The sequence below is a fragment of the Meiothermus hypogaeus genome, from assembly GCF_003574035.1.
GTDB classification, from domain to species: Bacteria; Deinococcota; Deinococci; order Deinococcales; family Thermaceae; genus Meiothermus; species Meiothermus hypogaeus.
This window is the reverse complement of the sequence record NZ_QWKY01000014.1, coordinates 38,526-56,393: the sequence shown is the minus strand read 5'-3', so window position 1 is coordinate 56,393 and position 17,868 is coordinate 38,526. Positions and strand designations below refer to the sequence as shown.

General features: G+C 58.5%; 18 protein-coding genes and 1 riboswitch. Of the genes, 13 read left to right on the top strand and 5 right to left on the bottom strand.

Annotated elements, in window-relative coordinates; translation table 11 throughout:
- Positions 1 to 263, top strand: a 263-nt coding sequence (locus tag Mhypo_RS18315; protein ID WP_420845996.1) for a hypothetical protein, incomplete at its 5' end; no start/stop codon positions are given.
- 72 nt (positions 264 to 335) lie between these two features.
- Here Mhypo_RS18315 and Mhypo_RS17900 read toward each other — a convergent pair.
- Both Mhypo_RS17900 and Mhypo_RS05590 read right to left on the bottom strand, forming a co-directional pair.
- Positions 336 to 653, bottom strand: coding sequence for a MafI2 family immunity protein (locus Mhypo_RS17900; protein WP_147075555.1), 318 nt, complete (start codon positions 651 to 653; stop codon positions 336 to 338).
- Between the two features lie 101 nt (positions 654 to 754).
- On the bottom strand, positions 755 to 2,092 hold the full coding sequence (locus tag Mhypo_RS05590; protein ID WP_240637131.1) for a M20/M25/M40 family metallo-hydrolase: 1,338 nt from the start codon (positions 2,090 to 2,092) through the stop codon (positions 755 to 757).
- 17 nt (positions 2,093 to 2,109) lie between these two features.
- On the opposite strand from Mhypo_RS05590, the gene mglB reads away from it, so the two are divergent.
- The 12 genes from mglB (at position 2,110) to mqnC (ending at position 14,526) form a co-directional block, all read left to right on the top strand.
- A complete protein-coding gene (mglB, locus tag Mhypo_RS05585; protein WP_119340316.1) occupies positions 2,110 to 2,601 on the top strand; it encodes a GTPase-activating protein MglB in 492 nt (163 codons plus the stop codon).
- A 1-nt stretch (position 2,602) separates the two neighbouring features.
- Positions 2,603 to 3,193 (top strand): GTPase MglA, encoded by a 591-nt coding sequence (gene mglA / locus Mhypo_RS05580; protein WP_119340315.1) that lies wholly within the window; start codon positions 2,603 to 2,605, stop codon positions 3,191 to 3,193.
- Positions 3,194 to 3,540: 347 nt separating this feature from the next.
- The gene (gcvT, locus tag Mhypo_RS05575; protein ID WP_119340314.1) at positions 3,541 to 4,599 is read left to right on the top strand and encodes a glycine cleavage system aminomethyltransferase GcvT; all 1,059 of its coding nucleotides are present in this window, start codon (positions 3,541 to 3,543) and stop codon (positions 4,597 to 4,599) included.
- 86 nt (positions 4,600 to 4,685) lie between these two features.
- A complete protein-coding gene (locus tag Mhypo_RS18050; protein ID WP_170148219.1) occupies positions 4,686 to 4,835 on the top strand; it encodes a hypothetical protein in 150 nt (49 codons plus the stop codon).
- Positions 4,832 to 5,212, top strand: a complete 381-nt coding sequence (gene gcvH, locus Mhypo_RS05570; protein ID WP_119340313.1) for a glycine cleavage system protein GcvH — start codon at positions 4,832 to 4,834, stop codon at positions 5,210 to 5,212. The genes Mhypo_RS18050 and gcvH overlap by 4 nt, the downstream gene beginning before the upstream one ends.
- A 138-nt stretch (positions 5,213 to 5,350) precedes the next feature.
- Positions 5,351 to 5,436, top strand: a riboswitch (glycine riboswitch).
- Positions 5,437 to 5,537: 101 nt separating this feature from the next.
- Entirely contained in the window at positions 5,538 to 8,396 is a 2,859-nt protein-coding gene (gcvP, locus tag Mhypo_RS05565) for an aminomethyl-transferring glycine dehydrogenase (RefSeq protein WP_119340312.1), read from the top strand.
- Between the two features lie 360 nt (positions 8,397 to 8,756).
- Positions 8,757 to 9,620, top strand: coding sequence for a phosphatidate cytidylyltransferase (locus Mhypo_RS05560; RefSeq protein WP_240637130.1), 864 nt, complete (start codon positions 8,757 to 8,759; stop codon positions 9,618 to 9,620).
- A 459-nt stretch (positions 9,621 to 10,079) separates the two neighbouring features.
- Positions 10,080 to 11,207 (top strand): 1-deoxy-D-xylulose-5-phosphate reductoisomerase, encoded by a 1,128-nt coding sequence (gene dxr / locus Mhypo_RS05555; RefSeq protein ID WP_119340310.1) that lies wholly within the window; start codon positions 10,080 to 10,082, stop codon positions 11,205 to 11,207.
- A 49-nt stretch (positions 11,208 to 11,256) separates the two neighbouring features.
- Positions 11,257 to 12,270 carry a M50 family metallopeptidase gene (locus Mhypo_RS05550; RefSeq protein WP_119340309.1) on the top strand — a complete coding sequence of 338 codons (1,014 nt, stop codon included), beginning with the start codon at positions 11,257 to 11,259 and terminating at the stop codon, positions 12,268 to 12,270.
- A gap of 12 nt (positions 12,271 to 12,282) precedes the next feature.
- A complete protein-coding gene (locus tag Mhypo_RS05545; protein ID WP_119340308.1) occupies positions 12,283 to 12,915 on the top strand; it encodes a glycosyltransferase family 2 protein in 633 nt (210 codons plus the stop codon).
- A 63-nt stretch (positions 12,916 to 12,978) separates the two neighbouring features.
- The gene (locus Mhypo_RS05540; protein WP_240637129.1) at positions 12,979 to 13,161 is read left to right on the top strand and encodes a hypothetical protein; all 183 of its coding nucleotides are present in this window, start codon (positions 12,979 to 12,981) and stop codon (positions 13,159 to 13,161) included.
- A 231-nt stretch (positions 13,162 to 13,392) separates the two neighbouring features.
- Positions 13,393 to 14,526 (top strand): cyclic dehypoxanthinyl futalosine synthase, encoded by a 1,134-nt coding sequence (mqnC, locus tag Mhypo_RS05535; protein ID WP_119340306.1) that lies wholly within the window; start codon positions 13,393 to 13,395, stop codon positions 14,524 to 14,526.
- On the opposite strand, the gene Mhypo_RS05530 is transcribed toward mqnC, so the two are convergent.
- The 3 genes from Mhypo_RS05530 to Mhypo_RS05520 all read right to left on the bottom strand — a co-directional run bounded on the left by Mhypo_RS05530 (position 14,523) and on the right by Mhypo_RS05520 (position 17,847).
- A complete protein-coding gene (locus tag Mhypo_RS05530) occupies positions 14,523 to 15,701 on the bottom strand; it encodes an ABC transporter permease (RefSeq protein WP_170148218.1) in 1,179 nt (392 codons plus the stop codon). The two genes, mqnC and Mhypo_RS05530, sit on opposite strands and share 4 nt — an antisense overlap.
- A gap of 216 nt (positions 15,702 to 15,917) precedes the next feature.
- Positions 15,918 to 17,105, bottom strand: a complete 1,188-nt coding sequence (locus Mhypo_RS05525) for an ABC transporter permease (RefSeq protein WP_119340323.1) — start codon at positions 17,103 to 17,105, stop codon at positions 15,918 to 15,920.
- Positions 17,106 to 17,124: 19 nt separating this feature from the next.
- Positions 17,125 to 17,847, bottom strand: a complete 723-nt coding sequence (locus Mhypo_RS05520; protein ID WP_119340304.1) for an ABC transporter ATP-binding protein — start codon at positions 17,845 to 17,847, stop codon at positions 17,125 to 17,127.
- Between the last annotated feature and the right edge of the window lie 21 nt (positions 17,848 to 17,868).

The following is a 17,868-nucleotide window of genomic DNA, read 5'->3' as shown; positions in this document are numbered from 1 at the left end:
AAGAAGTCCTTGCCGCCTGGAAAGCTCGTTGGGATCTGGAGCGGGTGCATCGCCTGCTCAAACAGAACCTGGGTTTATCCAAATGCCTCTCTCGTTCCTATGCTACTCAACTCAAACATGCTGACCTGGCCATCGAGGCCCTACACCTTATTCGACAGCAAAAACAACTACATCCAGATCTTTCTTGGCGGACAGCACAGCACAATGCCGCAAAAATCCTCAAATCCCAGCTACTGACCGTACTCCCTGCCCTTTCAGTCTGACTTTATGCCCTTTTTTTACTACTTTTCACTACAGTTCAATCTCTTGCTAAAGGCACATTGACCCCGCACCTTCTATGTCCTTGGGAGGCTCATTCTACTCTCGCTTCTTGCATGGGCAACCCATTCCCCATCCACATAAGGAATCGATTCTGGAAAATCTACCTGCACACACTTGAGATCAACTGACCAATCCTCATGTAAATCTGCAATTACACTCGCTTCAACGTCACTCATGTCTTCTAGATCTTCTTCCGAAATCTGCCCATCATAGAAGACCTTTATCTCAGCTCTCTTTTGACTAACCCTAGGAGTAACGGCCCTTATCTTTGGATTAATTTCTCCAAGAAGTGCCCTACATATTGACAGTCGAACACTTATTTGCTCATCCATGACGGATCACCTGTTTAGGGTCTTGCTGGGATGATGTGCATACCATCCTTTGCCCATCCCCCACATAGAAGCAACCGTGTTGGCTTCAGGGCAGTGCGCGTTCATAATCCTGCAAACTTCTCCAAGGCCCGTTTGATGACCCGGATGCCCGATTCAAAGTGACGCAGGACGATGTGCTCGTTGGGGCTGTGGATTTTGCTGCCGGGGTAGCCGATACCCAGGCCCAGTACCGGCGCACCGATGACGTGAGTGAAGGGGTACATGGGGCCCGAACCGGCAAAATTGGGCCAGACCACCGGCTCCTGGCCGTAGACCTCGCGGCAGGCTTCCAGGGCAGTCTTGACCCAGGGCGAGGCCAGGTCGCTGCGGGCGGGGTGTTCGCCAAATTCCAGCTCGATTACTTCGATATCGTCGAAGCCGTTCTCCAGGAGATGGGCTTTCACCAGCGCTACGATGTGGCGGGGCTCCTGGTCAGGCACCAGCCGGATATCCAGCTTGACGAAGCCCTCGGCGGGTAGCACGGTTTTGGAGCCAGGGCCGCCGTAGCCTCCGTGGATGCCGTTGATATTGATGACCGGCTCGGCCAGGTATTTTTTGTAGAGGGCGGCTCCCTGCACCCCGCCCAGAAAGCCCTTCAGGCCGTACTCTTGCATTAACGCTGGTGACTCGTCGGGGATGCGGGCCAGGGTTTCCTCCTCGAGCTCCGTCAGGGGCCGCACCTGGTCGTAGAAACCCCTGACCAGCACTCGACCCTCGCGGTCGCGCAGGCTGGCCACCGCCGCCGCCAAGCGATACAGCGGGTTCTGTACGATGGCCCCCAGGCTGCTGTGAAGGTCGTAGGCGGCGGTCTTGCAGCGCAGTTCCAGACCTACAATCCCTTTGAGGCCGCAGTACACCAGAGGTCGACCCACCGCATCCACCCCCCCGGCCTCCCAGATCACCGCGTCGGCCCGAAGGCGGTCTTTATTTTGCTCGACATAGCGCTCGAGGTTGGGGCTGCCAATCTCTTCCTCGCCTTCGATCACAAACTTGACCCGCAAAGGAAGATGCCCGTGCTCGTCCTTGAGCCAGCGCAGGGCTGCCAGGCGGGCCACCAGCTCCCCTTTGTCGTCGTTGGCTCCGCGCCCGTACAGCTTGCCGTCGCGCTCGGTCAGGATGAAGGGGTCGGACACCCAGAGCTCCAGAGGGTCGGCGGGCTGCACGTCGTAGTGGTTGTAGAAAAGCATGGTGGGGCCGCTCGAGCCGCCCTCGGCGTAGACTACCGGAGCGCCTGCGGTGGGGTGAATCTCCACCCGCAAGCCCAGATCCTCCAGCAGTTCTCCGACCAGGCGGGCGGTTTCGGGGATGGCCCGGTTCTCCGCCGAAACGGTGGGCAGGGCGACCAGGCGGGCCAGCGTGTCTTTGGCGTAATTCATCACAGGGGTTGGTAACGTGTGCATGTTACACTTAGCCTACTATGGTTGAGCCTGCCATCGCACTCTTTGGGGGCGCTTACGAGAAGGCTTCGCACGTCCTCGAGGAGTTGTTGCGCGAGAGCGGGGCGCGTTACGCGCTGTTGCTGGATCGTAAGGGGTTTGTGCTGGCCCACAAAGAAGCCCTCTGGGCGCCTAGGCCCCCAGCACTGGATTCGCTGGCTACCCTCATCGCCGGAAACGCCGCAGCTACTCAGGCCCTGGCCAAAATGCTGGGCGAGCCCCGCTTCAACGAGCTACTGCACCAGGGGGCCACGCACGGGCTGTACGCCGAGGAAGTGGGCGAGCTGGCCTTGCTGGTAGTCATTTTCGATAACTCGGCCCCGGTGGGCCGGGTCAAGCTTTTTGGCAAGCGGGCTGTGCAGGCCCTCGAGGTCATCACCAGGGACGCTGTGGTGCAGCCTGGAACCCTCGGGATTGATCATGAGTATCGGGATGGGGCCAGTGCCCTCCTGGACGAACTATTTGGGAACTGATATGAGCACGATTAACTTTGCCGCCAGGGAGATCAACTTCAAAATTGTCTACTACGGCCCCGGAATGTCCGGTAAGACCACCAACCTGCGCTGGGTTTTCCAGCAGGTGCCCCAGAACCGCAAAGGGGAGATGGTCTCGCTGGCTACCGAGGATGAACGAACCTTATTCTTCGACTTTTTACCGGTGGATTTGGGCGAGGTAAAGGGCTTTAAGACCCGCTTTCACCTCTACACCGTCCCGGGGCAGGTTTTCTACAATGCCAGCCGAAAGCTTATTTTGCGGGGCGTGGATGGCATTGTGTTTGTGGCCGACTCTGCCCCCAACCGCCTCAGAGCCAATGCAGAATCCATGCGCAACCTGCGCGAGAACCTTGCCGAGTATGGCATCAAGGCCGAGGACATTCCCATCGTGCTCCAAGCCAACAAGCGCGACACCCCCGATGCCCTGCCGGTGGAGATGATCCAGGCCGTAATTGACCCCGAGATGCGCCTGCCCATCTTCGAAGCGGTGGCCACCACGGGGGTTGGGGTCTTCGAGACCCTCAAGGCCGTAAGCCGCCAGGTGCTCTCCCGAGTTGCGGCGGCCAGTTAAGCGTCTTGATAAATCTCCTAAGTCCTATCTTGGTGGTAGCTGGGCAGGGTTGGTGCGTAAACCCCCGCAAACCTTAGCTAAGTGCGCTTTAGACAGCCGGTGTTGCAAAAAAATGCTTGTAGTCAGGCGACCTGGCCGGGTATTAGGCCCTCACCTAGCCTCCACCGTTGGGGGAGGAAGTAGAGGTTTTACTTTATGCACCGGCCCTGGGTAGCTTGGCTTTTTTGTTGTGAGTGTGTTTCGTGCGCGGATAAGTAAGGTTTAGGGCCTGCAACTTGAGATTCGTGCCCTGCCACAGCACCTATCCGTCTCGGTCTGCCGATCTGGGATTGGTATGCTATTGAGGCATGAAAACCACCCCACTTCATCCAGCGCACCTGGCTTTGGGAGCCAAGATGGTGCCTTTTGCCGGCTATGAGATGCCCATTCAGTACACCTCCATCACCTCCGAGCACCTGGCCGTGCGGGGGCTTGCGGGCATGTTCGACGTGAGCCACATGGGGGAGTTCTGGATACGGGGGCCGGGGGCGCTTGCTTTTTTGCAATACGCAACCCTGAACGATGTCTCCAAGCTCAAGGTAGGGCGGGCCCAGTACTCCATGCTGCCCAACGCGCGGGGGGGCCTGGTAGACGATATTTACATCTATCGGACGGGCGAGAGCGAATATTTGATGGTGGTGAACGCGGCCAACATCGAGAAAGACTGGGCTCACCTCAACAGCTTGAAGGCGGGTTTTGAAGTGGAGCTGGAGAACGCCTCCGACTTCTTTGCCCTGATTGCTGTACAAGGCCCCCAGGCCGTAGCAAAGCTACAAAAGCTGTCCGATACCGACCTGGTCTCGCGCAAGAAGAACGATACCTTTATGGGCAAGCTCTCGGGCAAGTGGGTGCGCTTTGCCCGAACCGGCTATACCGGCGAAGATGGCTACGAGGTGTTTGTGGCCCCGGACGAGGCCCGGGCGGTCTGGGAGGCTTTGTTGGGAGCGGAAGTGACCCCATGTGGACTGGGGGCGCGGGATACCCTGCGGCTCGAGGCGGGCTTCCCCCTCTATGGCCACGAGCTAACCGACGAGACCAGCCCCCTTTGTACGCCCTTTAGCTGGGTGGTCAAAAGCCAAAAGGAATTTCACGGCAAAGAAGCCCTGCTAAAAGGCCCCTGCGAGCGCCAGCTGGTGGGCTTGCAGGTGGAGGGGGGCATTCCCCGCGAGGGTTATCGGGTGATGCAGGGGGGGCAGGAAGTGGGTATCCTGACTTCGGGTACGCACTCGCCGGTACTGAAAAAGGGTATCGGTATGGCGTATGTGAAGTCGGACCTGGCCCAGGTGGGTACATCCCTGGAAGTCGAAATTCGGGGCAGGATGGCGAGCGCGACGGTGGTCGAGACGCCTTTTGTCAAGTTGCAGTAATGGCATCTTGCTCAGGGGCGTTTAACGCGCCGTTGTAGCCTGGGCTTTCCCCCTCCCGGCCTTGCACCCGACGTTCTATTGGGTTTATGCCGTTCGTAACGGAAAACTGGACGCGCGAGGCCACCCTTCCCCGCCAGGACGGAGAGCAAGGGGTTACGATAGAGTCCGATGGGAACCAGGCCCCTGTGCTCAGTGGAGTGTTTGGCAATAAACTGACTGCCGAGGTGACATCATGAACTATCCTTCCGAGCTAAAGTACACCAAATCGCACGAGTGGGTTCGCCTCGAGGGCGACGTAGCCGTGGTGGGTATCACCGATTTTGCTCAGGATGCCCTGGGCGACGTGGTGTTCGTGGAACTGCCGCAGGTAGGTAAAACCGCAGACGCGGGCACTGCGGTGGCGGTGGTGGAGTCGGTCAAGACTGCCTCGGATATTTACGCGCCGGTAGCGGGTGAGATCATCGAGGTGAACGATGCTTTGGGTGACAAACCCGAATTGCTTAACCAGTCGCCCTATGGGGAAGGGTGGCTGTTCAAGATGAAGGTCAATCCTGCCGACGTGGAGGGGCTTTTGTCTGCGGCGGATTATCAGGCTGTAGCGGAAAGCCAGTGATTCTTTCGAACGTCTGGTGCCCTGTTTCTGGCGAATGTTTGATTGGTGCAATTGTTACTGGCGACCAGAATCATAACTGTACAACCGTCACTTTCAGACCTTCACCTGGTTGGGCTATCATATCGGTGGTAAAGCAATCGGCCGCTGATGGGAGAGATGGGCCTGTCCCACGCCGAAGGAGCAACCGCCCCGGAATCTCTCAGGCAAAAGAACCACAGCGGCACAATCTGGAGAGAGGCGCCAAACGCCCGCCGACGGGATAACACTCTCAGGCAAAAGGACAGATGGGGTCAAGTTTCTTCCGATTGTGAAGAGAGGAGACCCCATGTCAGACACGCAAAAGCCCCGCTCCACCGATTTTTCCAGGCGCCACATTGGCCCCACCCCAGAAGACATCCAGGCGATGCTCAAGGCAGTAGGGGTTTCGACCCTGGACGAGCTCATCGAACAAACGGTACCGGCCTCGATCCGGGAAGCCGCCCCTCTGGGCATTGGCCCTGGCCTGAGCGAGACCGAGATGCTGGCGCGGATGCGGGCCATTGCCGAAGAGAACCAGGTCTTCACCTCGCTGATTGGCCAGGGGTACTACGGAACCATCCTTCCGCCCGTGATACAGCGAAACCTGCTGGAAAACCCGGCCTGGTACACTGCCTACACGCCCTACCAGCCCGAGATTAGCCAGGGGCGGCTGGAAGCTTTGCTCAACTTCCAGACCATGGTTGCCGACCTGACCGGCCTGGATATAGCCAACGCCTCTTTGCTGGACGAGGCCACCGCAGCAGCTGAGGCCATGGCGGTGGCAGAGCGCAGTTGTAAGCACCCACGCAAGGCGTTTTTTGCCGACAAGAACCTGCACCCCCAGACCCTGGCCGTGCTGCAAACCCGCGCCGAGCCGCTGGGCTGGGAGCTGGTGGTGGGTGACCCGGAGGCCGACCTGCACCCCGAGACCCTCTTCGGGGCCATCTTCCAGTATCCCGACACGCTGGGGCAGATCCGCGACCTGCGGCCATCTATCGAAAAAGTGCGGGCAGCAGGGGGTGTGGCTGTCGTGGCCGCTGACCTGCTGGCCCTCACCCTGCTGACCCCGCCCGGCGAGCTGGGGGCCGACATCGCGGTGGGTTCGGCCCAGCGCTTTGGGGTGCCGATGGGCTACGGGGGGCCCCATGCGGGTTACATGGCGGTCAAGGATGCCCTCAAGCGGGCCTTGCCGGGGCGGCTGGTAGGGGTCTCGATTGACTCGAGGGGCAACCGGGCCTACCGCCTGACCCTCCAGACCCGCGAGCAGCACATCCGCCGCGAGAAAGCTACCTCAAACATCTGCACTGCACAGGTTTTGCTGGCGGTAATTGCCTCGATGTACGCGGTCTACCACGGGCCGGACGGCCTGCGCGAGATTGCCCAGAGCATCCACGACAAAACCAGCGTACTGGCGGCTGGCCTAAAGCGCCTGGGCTATGTGCAGCTGAACCCCCACTTTTTCGATACCCTGACCATCCGGGCCGAGGGCCGGGTGGAGGAAATCCTGAGCGAAGCCCGCAAACGGCGCATCAACCTGCGCAAGGTCGACGACCTGCACATCGGCATTGCCCTTGACGAGACCACCACCCCCGAGATCGTCGAGGCGGTTTGGGAGGCTTTTGGGGGCCAGTTCAAATACGAGGAATTTGCGCCCGAGAACCACCTGCCCGCTGCTCTAAAGCGCACCTCAAAGTACCTGACCCACCCGGTCTTCAATCGCTACCACTCCGAGACCGAACTGATGCGCTACATGCGCAAGCTGGCCGACCGTGACCTGGCTTTGGACCGGGCCATGATTCCGCTGGGCTCCTGCACCATGAAGCTTAACGCTGCAGCCGAGATGATACCCATAAGCTGGCCGGAGTTTGCAAACCTGCATCCCTTTGCCCCGGCGGAGCAGGCCAGGGGCTACATGGAACTCTTCGAGACCCTCAGTCGTTGGCTCTGCGAGATTACCGGTTACGACGCCATTTCGCTCCAGCCCAACTCGGGGGCGCAAGGGGAGTACGCGGGATTGCTAGCCATTCGGGGCTACCACCGCTCGAGGGGCGAGGGGCACCGCAATGTTTGCCTGATTCCCTCCTCGGCCCACGGCACCAACCCCGCTTCGGCCCATATGGCCGGTATGGAGGTGGTGGTGGTGGCTTGCGACGAGCAGGGCTATGTGGATTTGCAGGACCTCGAGGCCAAAGCCCGGCAGCACGCCGACAGGCTGGCTGCGGTGATGGTCACCTACCCCTCCACCCACGGGGTCTTCGAGGAAAAAATCCGCGAGCTGTGCGAGATTGTGCACCGCTATGGCGGGCAGGTTTACCTGGATGGGGCCAACCTCAACGCCCAGGTGGGGCTGGCCAAGCCCGGCCACTACGGAGCCGATGTCTCCCACCTCAACCTGCACAAGACCTTTGCCATTCCGCACGGTGGCGGCGGCCCGGGAATGGGCCCCATTGGGGTCAAGGCCCACCTGGCCCCCTTCCTACCGGGGCACCCGGTGCTGGACGGCGGCACCGCACCGGTGGGGCCGGTGGCGGCGGCACCCTATGGCTCGGCCTCCATCCTGCCCATCTCCTTTGCCTATATCTGGATGATGGGCAGCGAGGGGCTCAAGCGGGCTACCGAGGTAGCCATTCTGAATGCCAACTATGTTGCCAGCCGGCTCGAGCCCTACTTCCCGGTGCTCTACAAGAACGAAAAAGGCCGGGTTGCGCACGAGTGCATCCTCGACCCTCGAGCCTTCAAGAACAAGTGCGATATCACCGCAGAAGACATTGCCAAGCGTCTGATCGACTATGGCTTCCATGCCCCGACCATGAGCTTCCCAGTGCCCGGCACCCTCATGGTTGAGCCGACCGAGTCGGAATCCAAATACGAACTGGACCGCTTTATCAATGCCATGATCGCCATCCGCGAAGAGATAGCCCAGATCGAGCGGGGCGAACTTTCCGCCGAAGAAAGCCCACTGCGCCACGCGCCTCACACCGTGCTGGACATTGCCGATGAACATTGGGGCCGCAAGTACACCCGTGCGCAGGGCTGCTTCCCGGCAGGTCAGTCGGCCCTGGACAAATACTGGAGCCCGGTGAACCGGGTGGACAACGTTTATGGCGACCGCAACATCGTTTGCTCCTGCCCGCCGGTGGAGGACTACGCTCAGGCGACGGACTGATTCAGTACCGGGTAATACCGGATTCAAAAAGACAGCTTACAAAACAAAAAAACCCCATAGATTGTCTTTTTGAATCCTATAGCACACCCCTCCCGAACCGTTGGCGAAAAAAAGCGTCTCCCTTCCAAGGGGCGGTATCGCCCTCCGCTACGCGGATAACTTCAGTGGGGTTGATTCGTTACCGACGGTAACGAATCAACTGAATCTGGTATCAGGTGCAAAAAACCAGGGTATTTGGAGCAAGCTCTCGTGGGAACCGTGCTGTCTGTTTACCTCGAGATAGGTCGGGCCAAACCACCTGGTTGCACTGCTAGTTTATGGAGGCTCGAGCCCCAAAAGCCTGGCTGATATGCTGTAGCTGTGCAGCCCTCGGAGGCCCGACCCGATTCATCCTTGCCTACCCGCATAGCTTCCTCGCTTATCGGGGTGCTGGTGCTCTTTGGGGTGATCTGGGAGGGGCGGATTTTCCTTTTCCTGGCGCTGGTTTTCATACTGGTACTGGGTTCTCTCGAGCTTCGCCATATGCTGCGAAACAAGGGCATCGAACTCAACATGGCCTTTTTGATTGGGGGAGGGCTGGTCATGCTTTTGTTTAGCTTGCCCCAGCTCCACGACATCTACCCTGGGGTGCCCTGGCGGGAAATTGCCCTGGGGCTGGTGCTCATTGGGGCCTTTAGCTCCGAGTTGATCGTGGGCGCCAACATTCAGCGCTTTGCTTACAGCCTGATGGCCTTCTTGTACCTGCCCTGGACGCTGGGTTTCTTTCTTTTGCTGCGCCACTCCCCAGACGGTACAGTGGGCCTCTGGATTCTGGCCCTGCCCCTCATTAGCAGCTTTGCCAACGACATCGGCGGCTACTTTGTGGGCCGCTACCTGGGCCGACGTAAGCTGGCTCCCACCATCAGCCCTGGCAAAACGGTTGAGGGCTCTATTGGTGGCATCCTCACCAGTTTTTTGCTTCTGTTTTTGTTTACTACCATCGTTCGTTCAGCCTATCCCGAAAGCCCCTTCGCCCTGTTTCGACCTGTTGAAATCTTTATTGTCAATCTGGTGCTCTCCTTTGCGGCACAACTCGGTGACCTGACCGAGTCCATGCTGAAACGTTTTTGCGGCGTCAAGGACTCTGGTCACTTCCTGCCCGGCCATGGGGGGCTGCTGGATCGCCTGGATTCGCACCTTTTCACGGTTCCGCTTACCTACTATTTACTGACCATCTTTATTTGAGCATTTCTCATACCGGATTCAAAAAAAACAGTTTACAGAACCAAAAACACTAGAGGCTGTCTTTTTGAATCCTAGAGCACACCCCTCCCGAAAGGTCGGCGAAGAAAGCGTCTCCCTTCCAAGGGGCGGTATCGCCCTCCGCTACGCGGATAACTTCCAAGGGGCGGTATCGCCCTCCGCTACGCGGATAACTTCCAAGGGGCGGTATCGCCCTCCGCTACGCGGATAACTTCGGCCTTGTTGATTCGTTACCGTTCGGTAAAGAATCAACCGAATCTGGTATCAGAAGCTATACCCTTGCCAGGTTCTTATCATTTGCTCGGAAGCATGGGTTGCAGCCCCCTCACCCGGCGATACCGGGTTGCCATCAGAAGTGGCTTGTTGGGCAAAACGATAAAAGCCTGCCCTTGCAGGGCTGATTACAGACCTTTATCCCCAAACCAGTACACTAGCAAGAGAATGAGTGATACCCCCAAACGTATCGTGGTGCTGGGCTCTACTGGCTCGATCGGCACCCAGACGCTGGATGTGTGCCGCTGGCGGGGCTATCGGGTGGTGGGGCTGGTGGCAGGCAAGAACCTGGACCTGCTAAATCAGCAAATTGTCGAGTTTCAACCAGAAGCGGTTGCGGCCGACGCAACCGTCCTACCCGAGTTGCGGCTTCGCTTTCCAAACCTGCACCTCACCGATGCGTTAGAGGTGGCCGCCTGGCCATCAGATGTAGTCGTAGGGGCCATTCCTGGGCTGGCAGGTCTGCCAGGGGTGCGGGCTGCCGTGCAGCAGGGCCGCCGAATGGCCCTGGCCAACAAGGAGAGTATGGTAGCTGCCGGGCCGCTGCTCTGGCAGGAAGCGGAACAAAGTGGCGCGGAGATTATTCCGGTGGACTCTGAGCACTCCGCCCTCTTCCAGAGCCTGGTGGGCGAACCCTTCCGGGATGTGGCCGAGTTGATCCTGACGGCTTCGGGCGGCCCCTTTTTGCGCAAGCCTGCCGACCTCTCTAAAGTCACCCCCCAGATGGCCCTTAATCACCCCCGCTGGAAAATGGGCCCCAAGGTGACCATAGACTCCTCAACCCTGTTCAACAAGGGCCTGGAGGTGCTGGAAGCGGTGCAACTGTTCAAGATATCCATCGAAAAGGTCAAGGTGCAGATTCACCCGCAGTCCTATGTGCACTCGATGGTGCGCTTCCAGGACGGCAATATCAAAGCCCAGCTCGGCCCTACCGATATGCGGCTGGCCATCCAGTATGCCCTGACCTACCCAGAGCGGCCTCCTACCCCCTTGCGCGATGCGCACATCCCGGAGCGGCTGGATTTTTATCCCCCCGACACCAGGCGCTTTCCGGCCCTGGCTCTGGCCTATGAAGCAGGGCGCATGGGGGGTCTGGCACCGGTGGTGCTCAATGCAGCCGACGAGATCGTGGTAGAGGCCTTTTTACAAGGGCAGATTGGCTACCTGGACATTCCCAGGGTGCTGGAAAAAGTGTTACAGCAGACTCCCAAAACGGACCTCACCTGGGACAATGTATATGAAGCCGACCTCGAGGCCCGCAAGTTGGCTCGAGAACTGCTCAAGGTAAAGGCCTGAACATGACCAGCACACTTTTTTCGACTTCATGCGTTTTAAGGTGCATAGCATGAGCCTGATTTGGTTTCTCCTGATCATCTCCATTAGCATTTTCGTGCACGAGCTGGGCCACTACCTGGCAGCCCGCTGGCAGGGGGTGGGTGTCAAGAATTTCGGGGTGGGTTTTGGCCCCACCTTGCTCAAGTTCGACCGCTGGGGCACAACCTGGCGGCTCAATGCCATTCCCCTTGGCGGCTACGCCGAGATTGAGGGCATGATGCCCGGCGATAGCCACGGCTATGCGCGGCTCTCGGCACCAGGCAAGTTTTTTATTCTGGTAGGCGGGGTGGTGATGAACCTGCTCCTGGCCTGGGGGGTGCTGGGGGCTTTGGCCTCCATCCAGGGTGTGCCCCAAACCCGGGCCGAAGTAACCGAGGTGCTGCCTGGCAGCCTGGCCGAGCAGGCCGGTTTCCGGGTGGGCGACCGTATTCTTAGTCTAAATGGGGTGAAGCTCGAGTCCTACGACCAGGTTACCCGCTTCCGCCAGACTCCGGGCGAGAAGGTTTTTGTGGTGCTGCGGGATAACCAGGAAGTAACCCTGCGCTTCAACTGGGACAACACCCAGGGCAGGCTGGGCATTGTCTACCGAGCCGAACTCATCGGCTACAGCCGCATCAACTTCTTGCAGGGGCTCAGCCGGGCCATCGGCGAAACGGTGGTGGCGGTACCGCGTTTTGTGCAGGAGTTCGTGGGTAGTATTGCCCGCATCCTCTCGGGCCAGCAAGCCCAGGGGGTGGCCGGGCCAGTTGGCATTGTGAACATCACCGGCCAGGCTGCCCAGCAGGGCCTAGGCACCCTGGTGGGGCTGCTGGCGGGCATTAATCTGTCGTTGGCGGTGTTCAACCTTCTGCCCATTCCTGGGCTGGATGGGGGGCGTATCCTGGTGCTTCTGGCCAATGTTCTCACCGGCGGACGCATCAAACCCGAGACCGAAGCCCGGCTCTCCTACGGCGGCTTTGTGTTTTTGATTCTGTTGATTGTGCTGGTGACCATCAACGATATCCGCAACCTGGTCGGTGGGTAGAATGGCCCCCAGATGGATACCACGGTCTTGATCCCGGCCTACAACGAGGAAGCCCACATCGCTGCTGTGGTGGCCGTGGCGCAGGAAGCGGGCCTGCCCGTGCTGGTCGTAGACGACGGCTCGACGGACCAGACCGCCCAGGCCGCCGAGCGGGCCGGGGCAAGGGTGCTGCGGCTACCAGAAAACCGGGGCAAAAGCGGCGCCCTGGCCTTTGGGCTGGCCCATGTGCAAACGCCCTACCTGCTGATGCTCGATGCCGACCTCACCGGCCTTAAGCCCAAGCACCTGTGGGCCATGCTCGAGCCCGTGCGCTCTGGAGAACTGGACATGGCCATCGGCGTCTTTAAGTCAGGGGGGCTGATGACCGATTTCGGCAACCGGGCCACCCCTTTTTTATCGGGGCAGCGGGCCTGTACCACCGCCTGGCTGAAAAGCGTGCCCAACCTGACCGAACGTCGCTGGCCGGAGCCTGCCATCACCGACCACCTGGCCCGCACCCAGGCTCGTTGGGCCTATGTGGAGTTACCCGGCGCTGGGCAGGTCATGAAAGAGCAGAAACGCGGCTTCTGGAGGGGCCTGGGCATGCGCCTCAGGATGTACGCCGAACTCCTGAAATATAGTTTGGGTGGGAAGACTCGAGCTTGAACAAAGCTGACAGAAACCACTTAGTTTTACCGGGAGGTGCCTATGCGAATCGAAGTAGCGGTAATGATGCAAGTCCATGTTCCCGACGATACCGATCTAGATGACCTGAATCTGGAAATTGACGAGACCGGTATCCGCTTCGTAAGCAACGGTGAAACCGTGGCCGATGTAAACAGCATAGAAGACTATTACATCGACGATATCGACTCCGGCGAATACGATTGGGACGAGGACGACGAAGAATAGCCAAAAGTCCAAAGCTCGATAACTTTCTGATCGAGGTTCGCCGCATCCTCGTTGGCAAACCTCCTGATGCCAACTTTAGGCGTGTGGCTAACTTACAGCGAAGCAAGAGATGGGGGTGGGAGATAGGTGCTGGTTTTGAACGACTACCCCCTACCTCCTACCGATCCTTGAAAAACCTATGGGGTCGTTTGTCCTACTTTTTCGCTAAACCTCTATCGGTACAATGACTTCATGGACGTTTTGAGCCGCGCCGCTGCAGGCGAACGACTTTCGGCCAGCGAACTACGCCAACTCTACGAGCTTCCCCTGCCCGAGGTGGCCGCCGTAGCCCACGAACTTCGGCTTGGGCGCGGCAACCCCCAGGTAGTAACCTACCTGATTGACCGCAACATCAACTACACCAACATCTGCAATGTGGCCTGTAACTTTTGCGCTTTTTACCGCACCAAACGGCAGGGCGACGCCTATGTGCTTTCCTTCGAGGAAATCGGGCGCAAGATTGAAGAGCTCATGCAAATTGGGGGGCGGCGCATCCTGATGCAAGGGGGCGTGAACCCCGACCTGCCTTTCGAGTGGTACCTGGATTTGCTGCGCTACCTCAAGGCGCACTACCCCGAGGTGCGTATAGACGCTTTCAGCCCGGAGGAAATTCTGGGGCTGGAAAAGATTACCGGCCGCAACTGCCGCGAACTACTAATCGAGCTCAAGGCGGCAGGCCTCGATGGTCTGCCGGGAGCAGGCGGCGAGATTCTGGTCGATGAGGTGCGGGCCAAGGCTGCCCCGGCCCGCATCAAGAGTAGCGACTGGTTTCGCATCCTCGATACCGCCCAGAGCCTTGGCCTTTATACGATTGCAACCATGGTGATTGGGTTTGGCGAGACCTATGAGCAGCGCATTGCCCACCTGCTCAAGATTCGCGAGCAGCAGGAAAAGGCCCTGCGCGAATATGGGCAGGGTTTCGCGGCTTTTGCCATGTGGACACTGCAAACCGAGCACACCCGCCTGAAGGGCAAGGCCCCCGGGGCCACCGCCCACGAGTACTTGCGGCAGCTTGCCATCGCCCGCATCGCCCTGGACAATATCCCCAACCTGCAAGCCAGTTGGCCCAGCATGGGCTTCAAGGTAGCCCAGGCTGCGCTCTACTACGGGGCCAACGACTTTGGCTCGACCATGCTGGAAGAAAACGTAGTTAGTGCCGCCGGGGGCCACAACCGCACCCATGCCACCGTCAGGCAGATTGTGCGGCACATTGCCGATGCAGGCTTTACCCCTGCCGAGCGCGACCCCTTCTACAACATCAAGCAGTACCCGAATGTCGAGGCTATACTAAACGAGAAGCCGCCCGTAGCGCTGCCGCTGGCCTAGTTGCGGAAGACCACATCCTCGCGACTAAAGTTTCGGAAGGCAAAAAATAACACCAGCAAGCCATAAGCGAGGGTCGAAGCCCAGGTCAGGCCGAGCTGCCAGGGGCTATAGCTCCCTTTCACGATGGTGTCTATGGCGACCACAACCCCCAGACCCGGCATGGCAAAAAACCAGTCCTGCACCTGAACATAGTCAGAAAAAGCGAACAGCAGAAAGGGTATGAGCATGAGCATCTCCAACGGACTAAGGTAGGTATTGGCCTCCCGATAGGTGCGAGCGAAAATGCCCAAGGCCAGCATGACCGAGGTCACGAAGAAGGCAAATAGCACCGAGGTAAAAAAAATCGTGGCCAGGTCTGTAGAGGTAAGGGCCCATGCCCCCATTTGCACCCTTATGTCGGTTGGTAAAGCCTCAATCTGAGTGGAAAAGTTGTGTCGTACGAAAACGTTGCCCAGTGCGAAACCTGCCATTGAAGCAAAAGCGGAGAAAAGCGCAGCCACCACGACCGCCAGACCCTTGCCCAAAAGGAGCTTCCAGGGCGCTACTGGCGCAGAGAGCAGGGCCTCGATGGTCGCCTTTTCCTTTTCTCCCACTGTTGCCTCGAGGGCTACCGCTTGGCCCCCGCTGATCACCAGACCCACCACAGCGAATGGAATAAGCATAGCCAGTAAACCCAGGGCTTGCTGCTGCTCTGAAATAGTTTTTTGGATTTCGATTGCGAAGGGCTCGAGGTCGGCCAGCTCGAGCCCATGACTCTGTAGACGCTCTAGCAGCACCTGCTCTTTGTATTGCTGTAGTACCTCTCTGGTTCGCTCAGTGGCCACTGAGCGCTGCTGATTGAGGATGCTATTGCGGTCAAAAATGGTGTAGCGACCCTCGGCGTACACCATACCCACATCGGCCTGTCGCTCCTGCACAGCCTGGCGCGGATTCTGGCTGTGCTGCACCACAAACTTTGCCCGTTGCAGCAGGTGCTGGAGTTCCTGGGGTACCCCCTTGATCGCTATAACCTGCTGCTTATTTTCAGCTTGCTGATAGTAGTGGCCCAACAAAAGAAAAGGCAGGTTCATCAGCAAGGGCAAAATTACCAAAGGCATCAAGACCATCAGCAAAATGCGCTCCTCGCGCACGTAGGTCAAAAGCTCCTTGCGGGCAATCTTGAGGGCTTCCTTCACAGCTTGCCTCCTGATGGCAGGTTGGCGTATGCGCCAGGACTTATACCGGATTCAAATGGACAGTTTATAAAACCAAAAACCCATAGGTTGTCTTTTTGAATCCTAGAGCATTCCCTTTGGTTGGGTTGATTCGTTACCGAACGGTAATGAATCAACCAAATCTGGTATTACATTTGTATCCGATTACCCAACTAAAGGCTGTGATTTTTGGGGCGTCTAGTTTCTAAAAACCACATCCTCGCGCTGGAAGTTGCGGTAGGCCAGGTACAGGGCCAGCCCGGCAAAAACCAGGGTAGAAACCCAGGTTAGGCTAAGCAGTGTGGCGGTCGCCGAGCCTTTGACAATCGCATCCAGGGATAACACGACGCCTACGAAAGGCAGGGCAAAGTACCAGTCCTGGAGTTTGATAAAATCGGAAAACTGCAAGAACAGGATGGGAATAATCATCACCAGCATCAGAGGGCTCATGTAGCTTTGCGCCTCCTTGAAACTGCGGGCATACAGGCCCAGCGAGATCATGATGGCAATGACAAGCAGAGCAAACAAAACTGCGGTAACAATCATGGACAAATAGCCCAGCGGGTCGAGGGCCAGGGCGCCGCCCAACTGTGCCGCGTTCTCGCCGTTTTGCACCGCCTGAAGCTGGGTGGCAAACAGGCTTCGAAGTACGCCCCCACCCAGCAAAAGCCCGGTAATGGCGGCAAGGGTGGAGAGGAGCGACATCACAAATACCGCCAGCCCCTTGCCCAAGAGAATCTGAACCAGGGGCACGGGGGCCGCCAGGAGGGCCTCGAGGGTGCCCTTCTCCTTCTCGCCTGCTGTGGCATCCACCGCTACCGGCATACCGCCTGTCTGTATAAAAACCACCAGGAAGTACGGAATCAGAAACGCGAACAACCCAGCGGCCCGCTCCTGCTCGCGCGAGGCGTCTTTGGTCTCTAATCTAAAGGGTTCCAGAATGTCTGTGCCGATACCCCTGTTTTGTAGTTCTTGGGTCACCAACCGATCTTTATAAGCGCGCAGCGCCCCTTGTACCTTCTCGACCACCAGAGCGCTCTGGGTAGCTCCGCCCGAGAGCCGCCCGTAGATGGTGAAGGTACCCTTCTCAAAAACCAGCGCGGCCAGAACCTCGCGGTTCTGCACAGCTTCCTGGGGGTTGGCGATCTCGATGGGCTCCACTTTGGCCTTCCGAAGCTGTTCCAGCACTTCCGCTGGAACCCCCACCACCCCGACTTTCTGCACGCTTTCCTGGGTTTGCCGGGCCGCGTTGCCAAACAAAAGAATGGGGCCAAACATCAGCAAGGGCATGATCACAATGGGCAGAACCAGTGTGGTAAACAGTACCCGGCGCTCACGCACCACACTCAAAAGCTCTTTTCGGGCAATTATAAGAATTTCGTTCATCATGCCTACCTGAGCACTTTCAAGCAGCCTCTTCCAAACGCCGGATAAAGGCCCGCTCGAGGTTCCCCGAGCCGAGTTCCAACGCCTCCTGCAGACGGCCCTCGTAAACCAGCGAGCCCTTGTTGATAAAACCCACCCGGTCGCAGACCTCCTCGGCCTCGCTCATCACGTGGGTGGAATAGATCAGGGTTTTGCCCAGCTCGGCATACTGCCGCACGAAGTCCAGCAAGGCCCGCCGCGCAAATACGTCGAGCCCGGCGGTGGCCTCGTCCAGGAGCAAAACCTGCGGCTGGTGCAGGATGGCCCTGGCTATCACGATTTTCTGTTGCATGCCGGTAGACATATCCTTCACCTGTTTGCTCAGCACGGCCTGTTCGATGTGCAGCAGCTCGGCGGCCCAGGCAATGCGTTCTTTGAGCCCGGGCCCCCACAGGTCGTAGAAACTGCCAAAAAAATCCAGCACCTCGTAGCCGGTGAGCTTGTCGTAGACCTTCATGCCGCCATTCACAATGCCCAGGTTGCGTCGCACTGCAAGGGATTCGCGCGCTACATCAAAACCAGCCACTTTGGCGCTACCGCTGGTGGGTTTAAGCAAAGTGGCCAGGATGCGCAGGGTGGTGGTTTTGCCCGCCCCGTTGGGGCCCAGCAAACCATAGACCTCGCCAGGCTGTACCACAAACGAGATGCCCTTTATGGCATGTAGCTTCCGGTAGGCTTTTTGCAGATTATCCACTTCAATCATGCTGCCTCCAATATATTCGTG

Bases quoted from the DNA above. Each gene is read 5' to 3' on its own strand.
- Mhypo_RS05525 (WP_119340323.1), bottom strand. From the start codon at position 17,105: ATGAACGAAATTCTTATAATTGCCCGAAAAGAGCTTTTGAGTGTGGTG.
- mqnC (WP_119340306.1), top strand. From the start codon at position 13,393: ATGGACGTTTTGAGCCGCGCCGCTGCAGGCGAACGACTTTCGGCCAGC.
- mglA (WP_119340315.1), top strand. From the start codon at position 2,603: ATGAGCACGATTAACTTTGCCGCCAGGGAGATCAACTTCAAAATTGTC.
- Mhypo_RS05550 (WP_119340309.1), top strand. From the start codon at position 11,257: ATGAGCCTGATTTGGTTTCTCCTGATCATCTCCATTAGCATTTTCGTG.
- Mhypo_RS18050 (WP_170148219.1), top strand. From the start codon at position 4,686: ATGCCGTTCGTAACGGAAAACTGGACGCGCGAGGCCACCCTTCCCCGC.
- Mhypo_RS05590 (WP_240637131.1), bottom strand. From the start codon at position 2,092: ATGCACACGTTACCAACCCCTGTGATGAATTACGCCAAAGACACGCTG.
- gcvP (WP_119340312.1), top strand. From the start codon at position 5,538: ATGTCAGACACGCAAAAGCCCCGCTCCACCGATTTTTCCAGGCGCCAC.
- gcvH (WP_119340313.1), top strand. From the start codon at position 4,832: ATGAACTATCCTTCCGAGCTAAAGTACACCAAATCGCACGAGTGGGTT.
- Mhypo_RS17900 (WP_147075555.1), bottom strand. From the start codon at position 653: ATGGATGAGCAAATAAGTGTTCGACTGTCAATATGTAGGGCACTTCTT.
- Mhypo_RS05540 (WP_240637129.1), top strand. From the start codon at position 12,979: ATGATGCAAGTCCATGTTCCCGACGATACCGATCTAGATGACCTGAAT.
- mglB (WP_119340316.1), top strand. From the start codon at position 2,110: ATGGTTGAGCCTGCCATCGCACTCTTTGGGGGCGCTTACGAGAAGGCT.
- gcvT (WP_119340314.1), top strand. From the start codon at position 3,541: ATGAAAACCACCCCACTTCATCCAGCGCACCTGGCTTTGGGAGCCAAG.
- dxr (WP_119340310.1), top strand. From the start codon at position 10,080: ATGAGTGATACCCCCAAACGTATCGTGGTGCTGGGCTCTACTGGCTCG.
- Mhypo_RS05520 (WP_119340304.1), bottom strand. From the start codon at position 17,847: ATGATTGAAGTGGATAATCTGCAAAAAGCCTACCGGAAGCTACATGCC.
- Mhypo_RS05545 (WP_119340308.1), top strand. From the start codon at position 12,283: ATGGATACCACGGTCTTGATCCCGGCCTACAACGAGGAAGCCCACATC.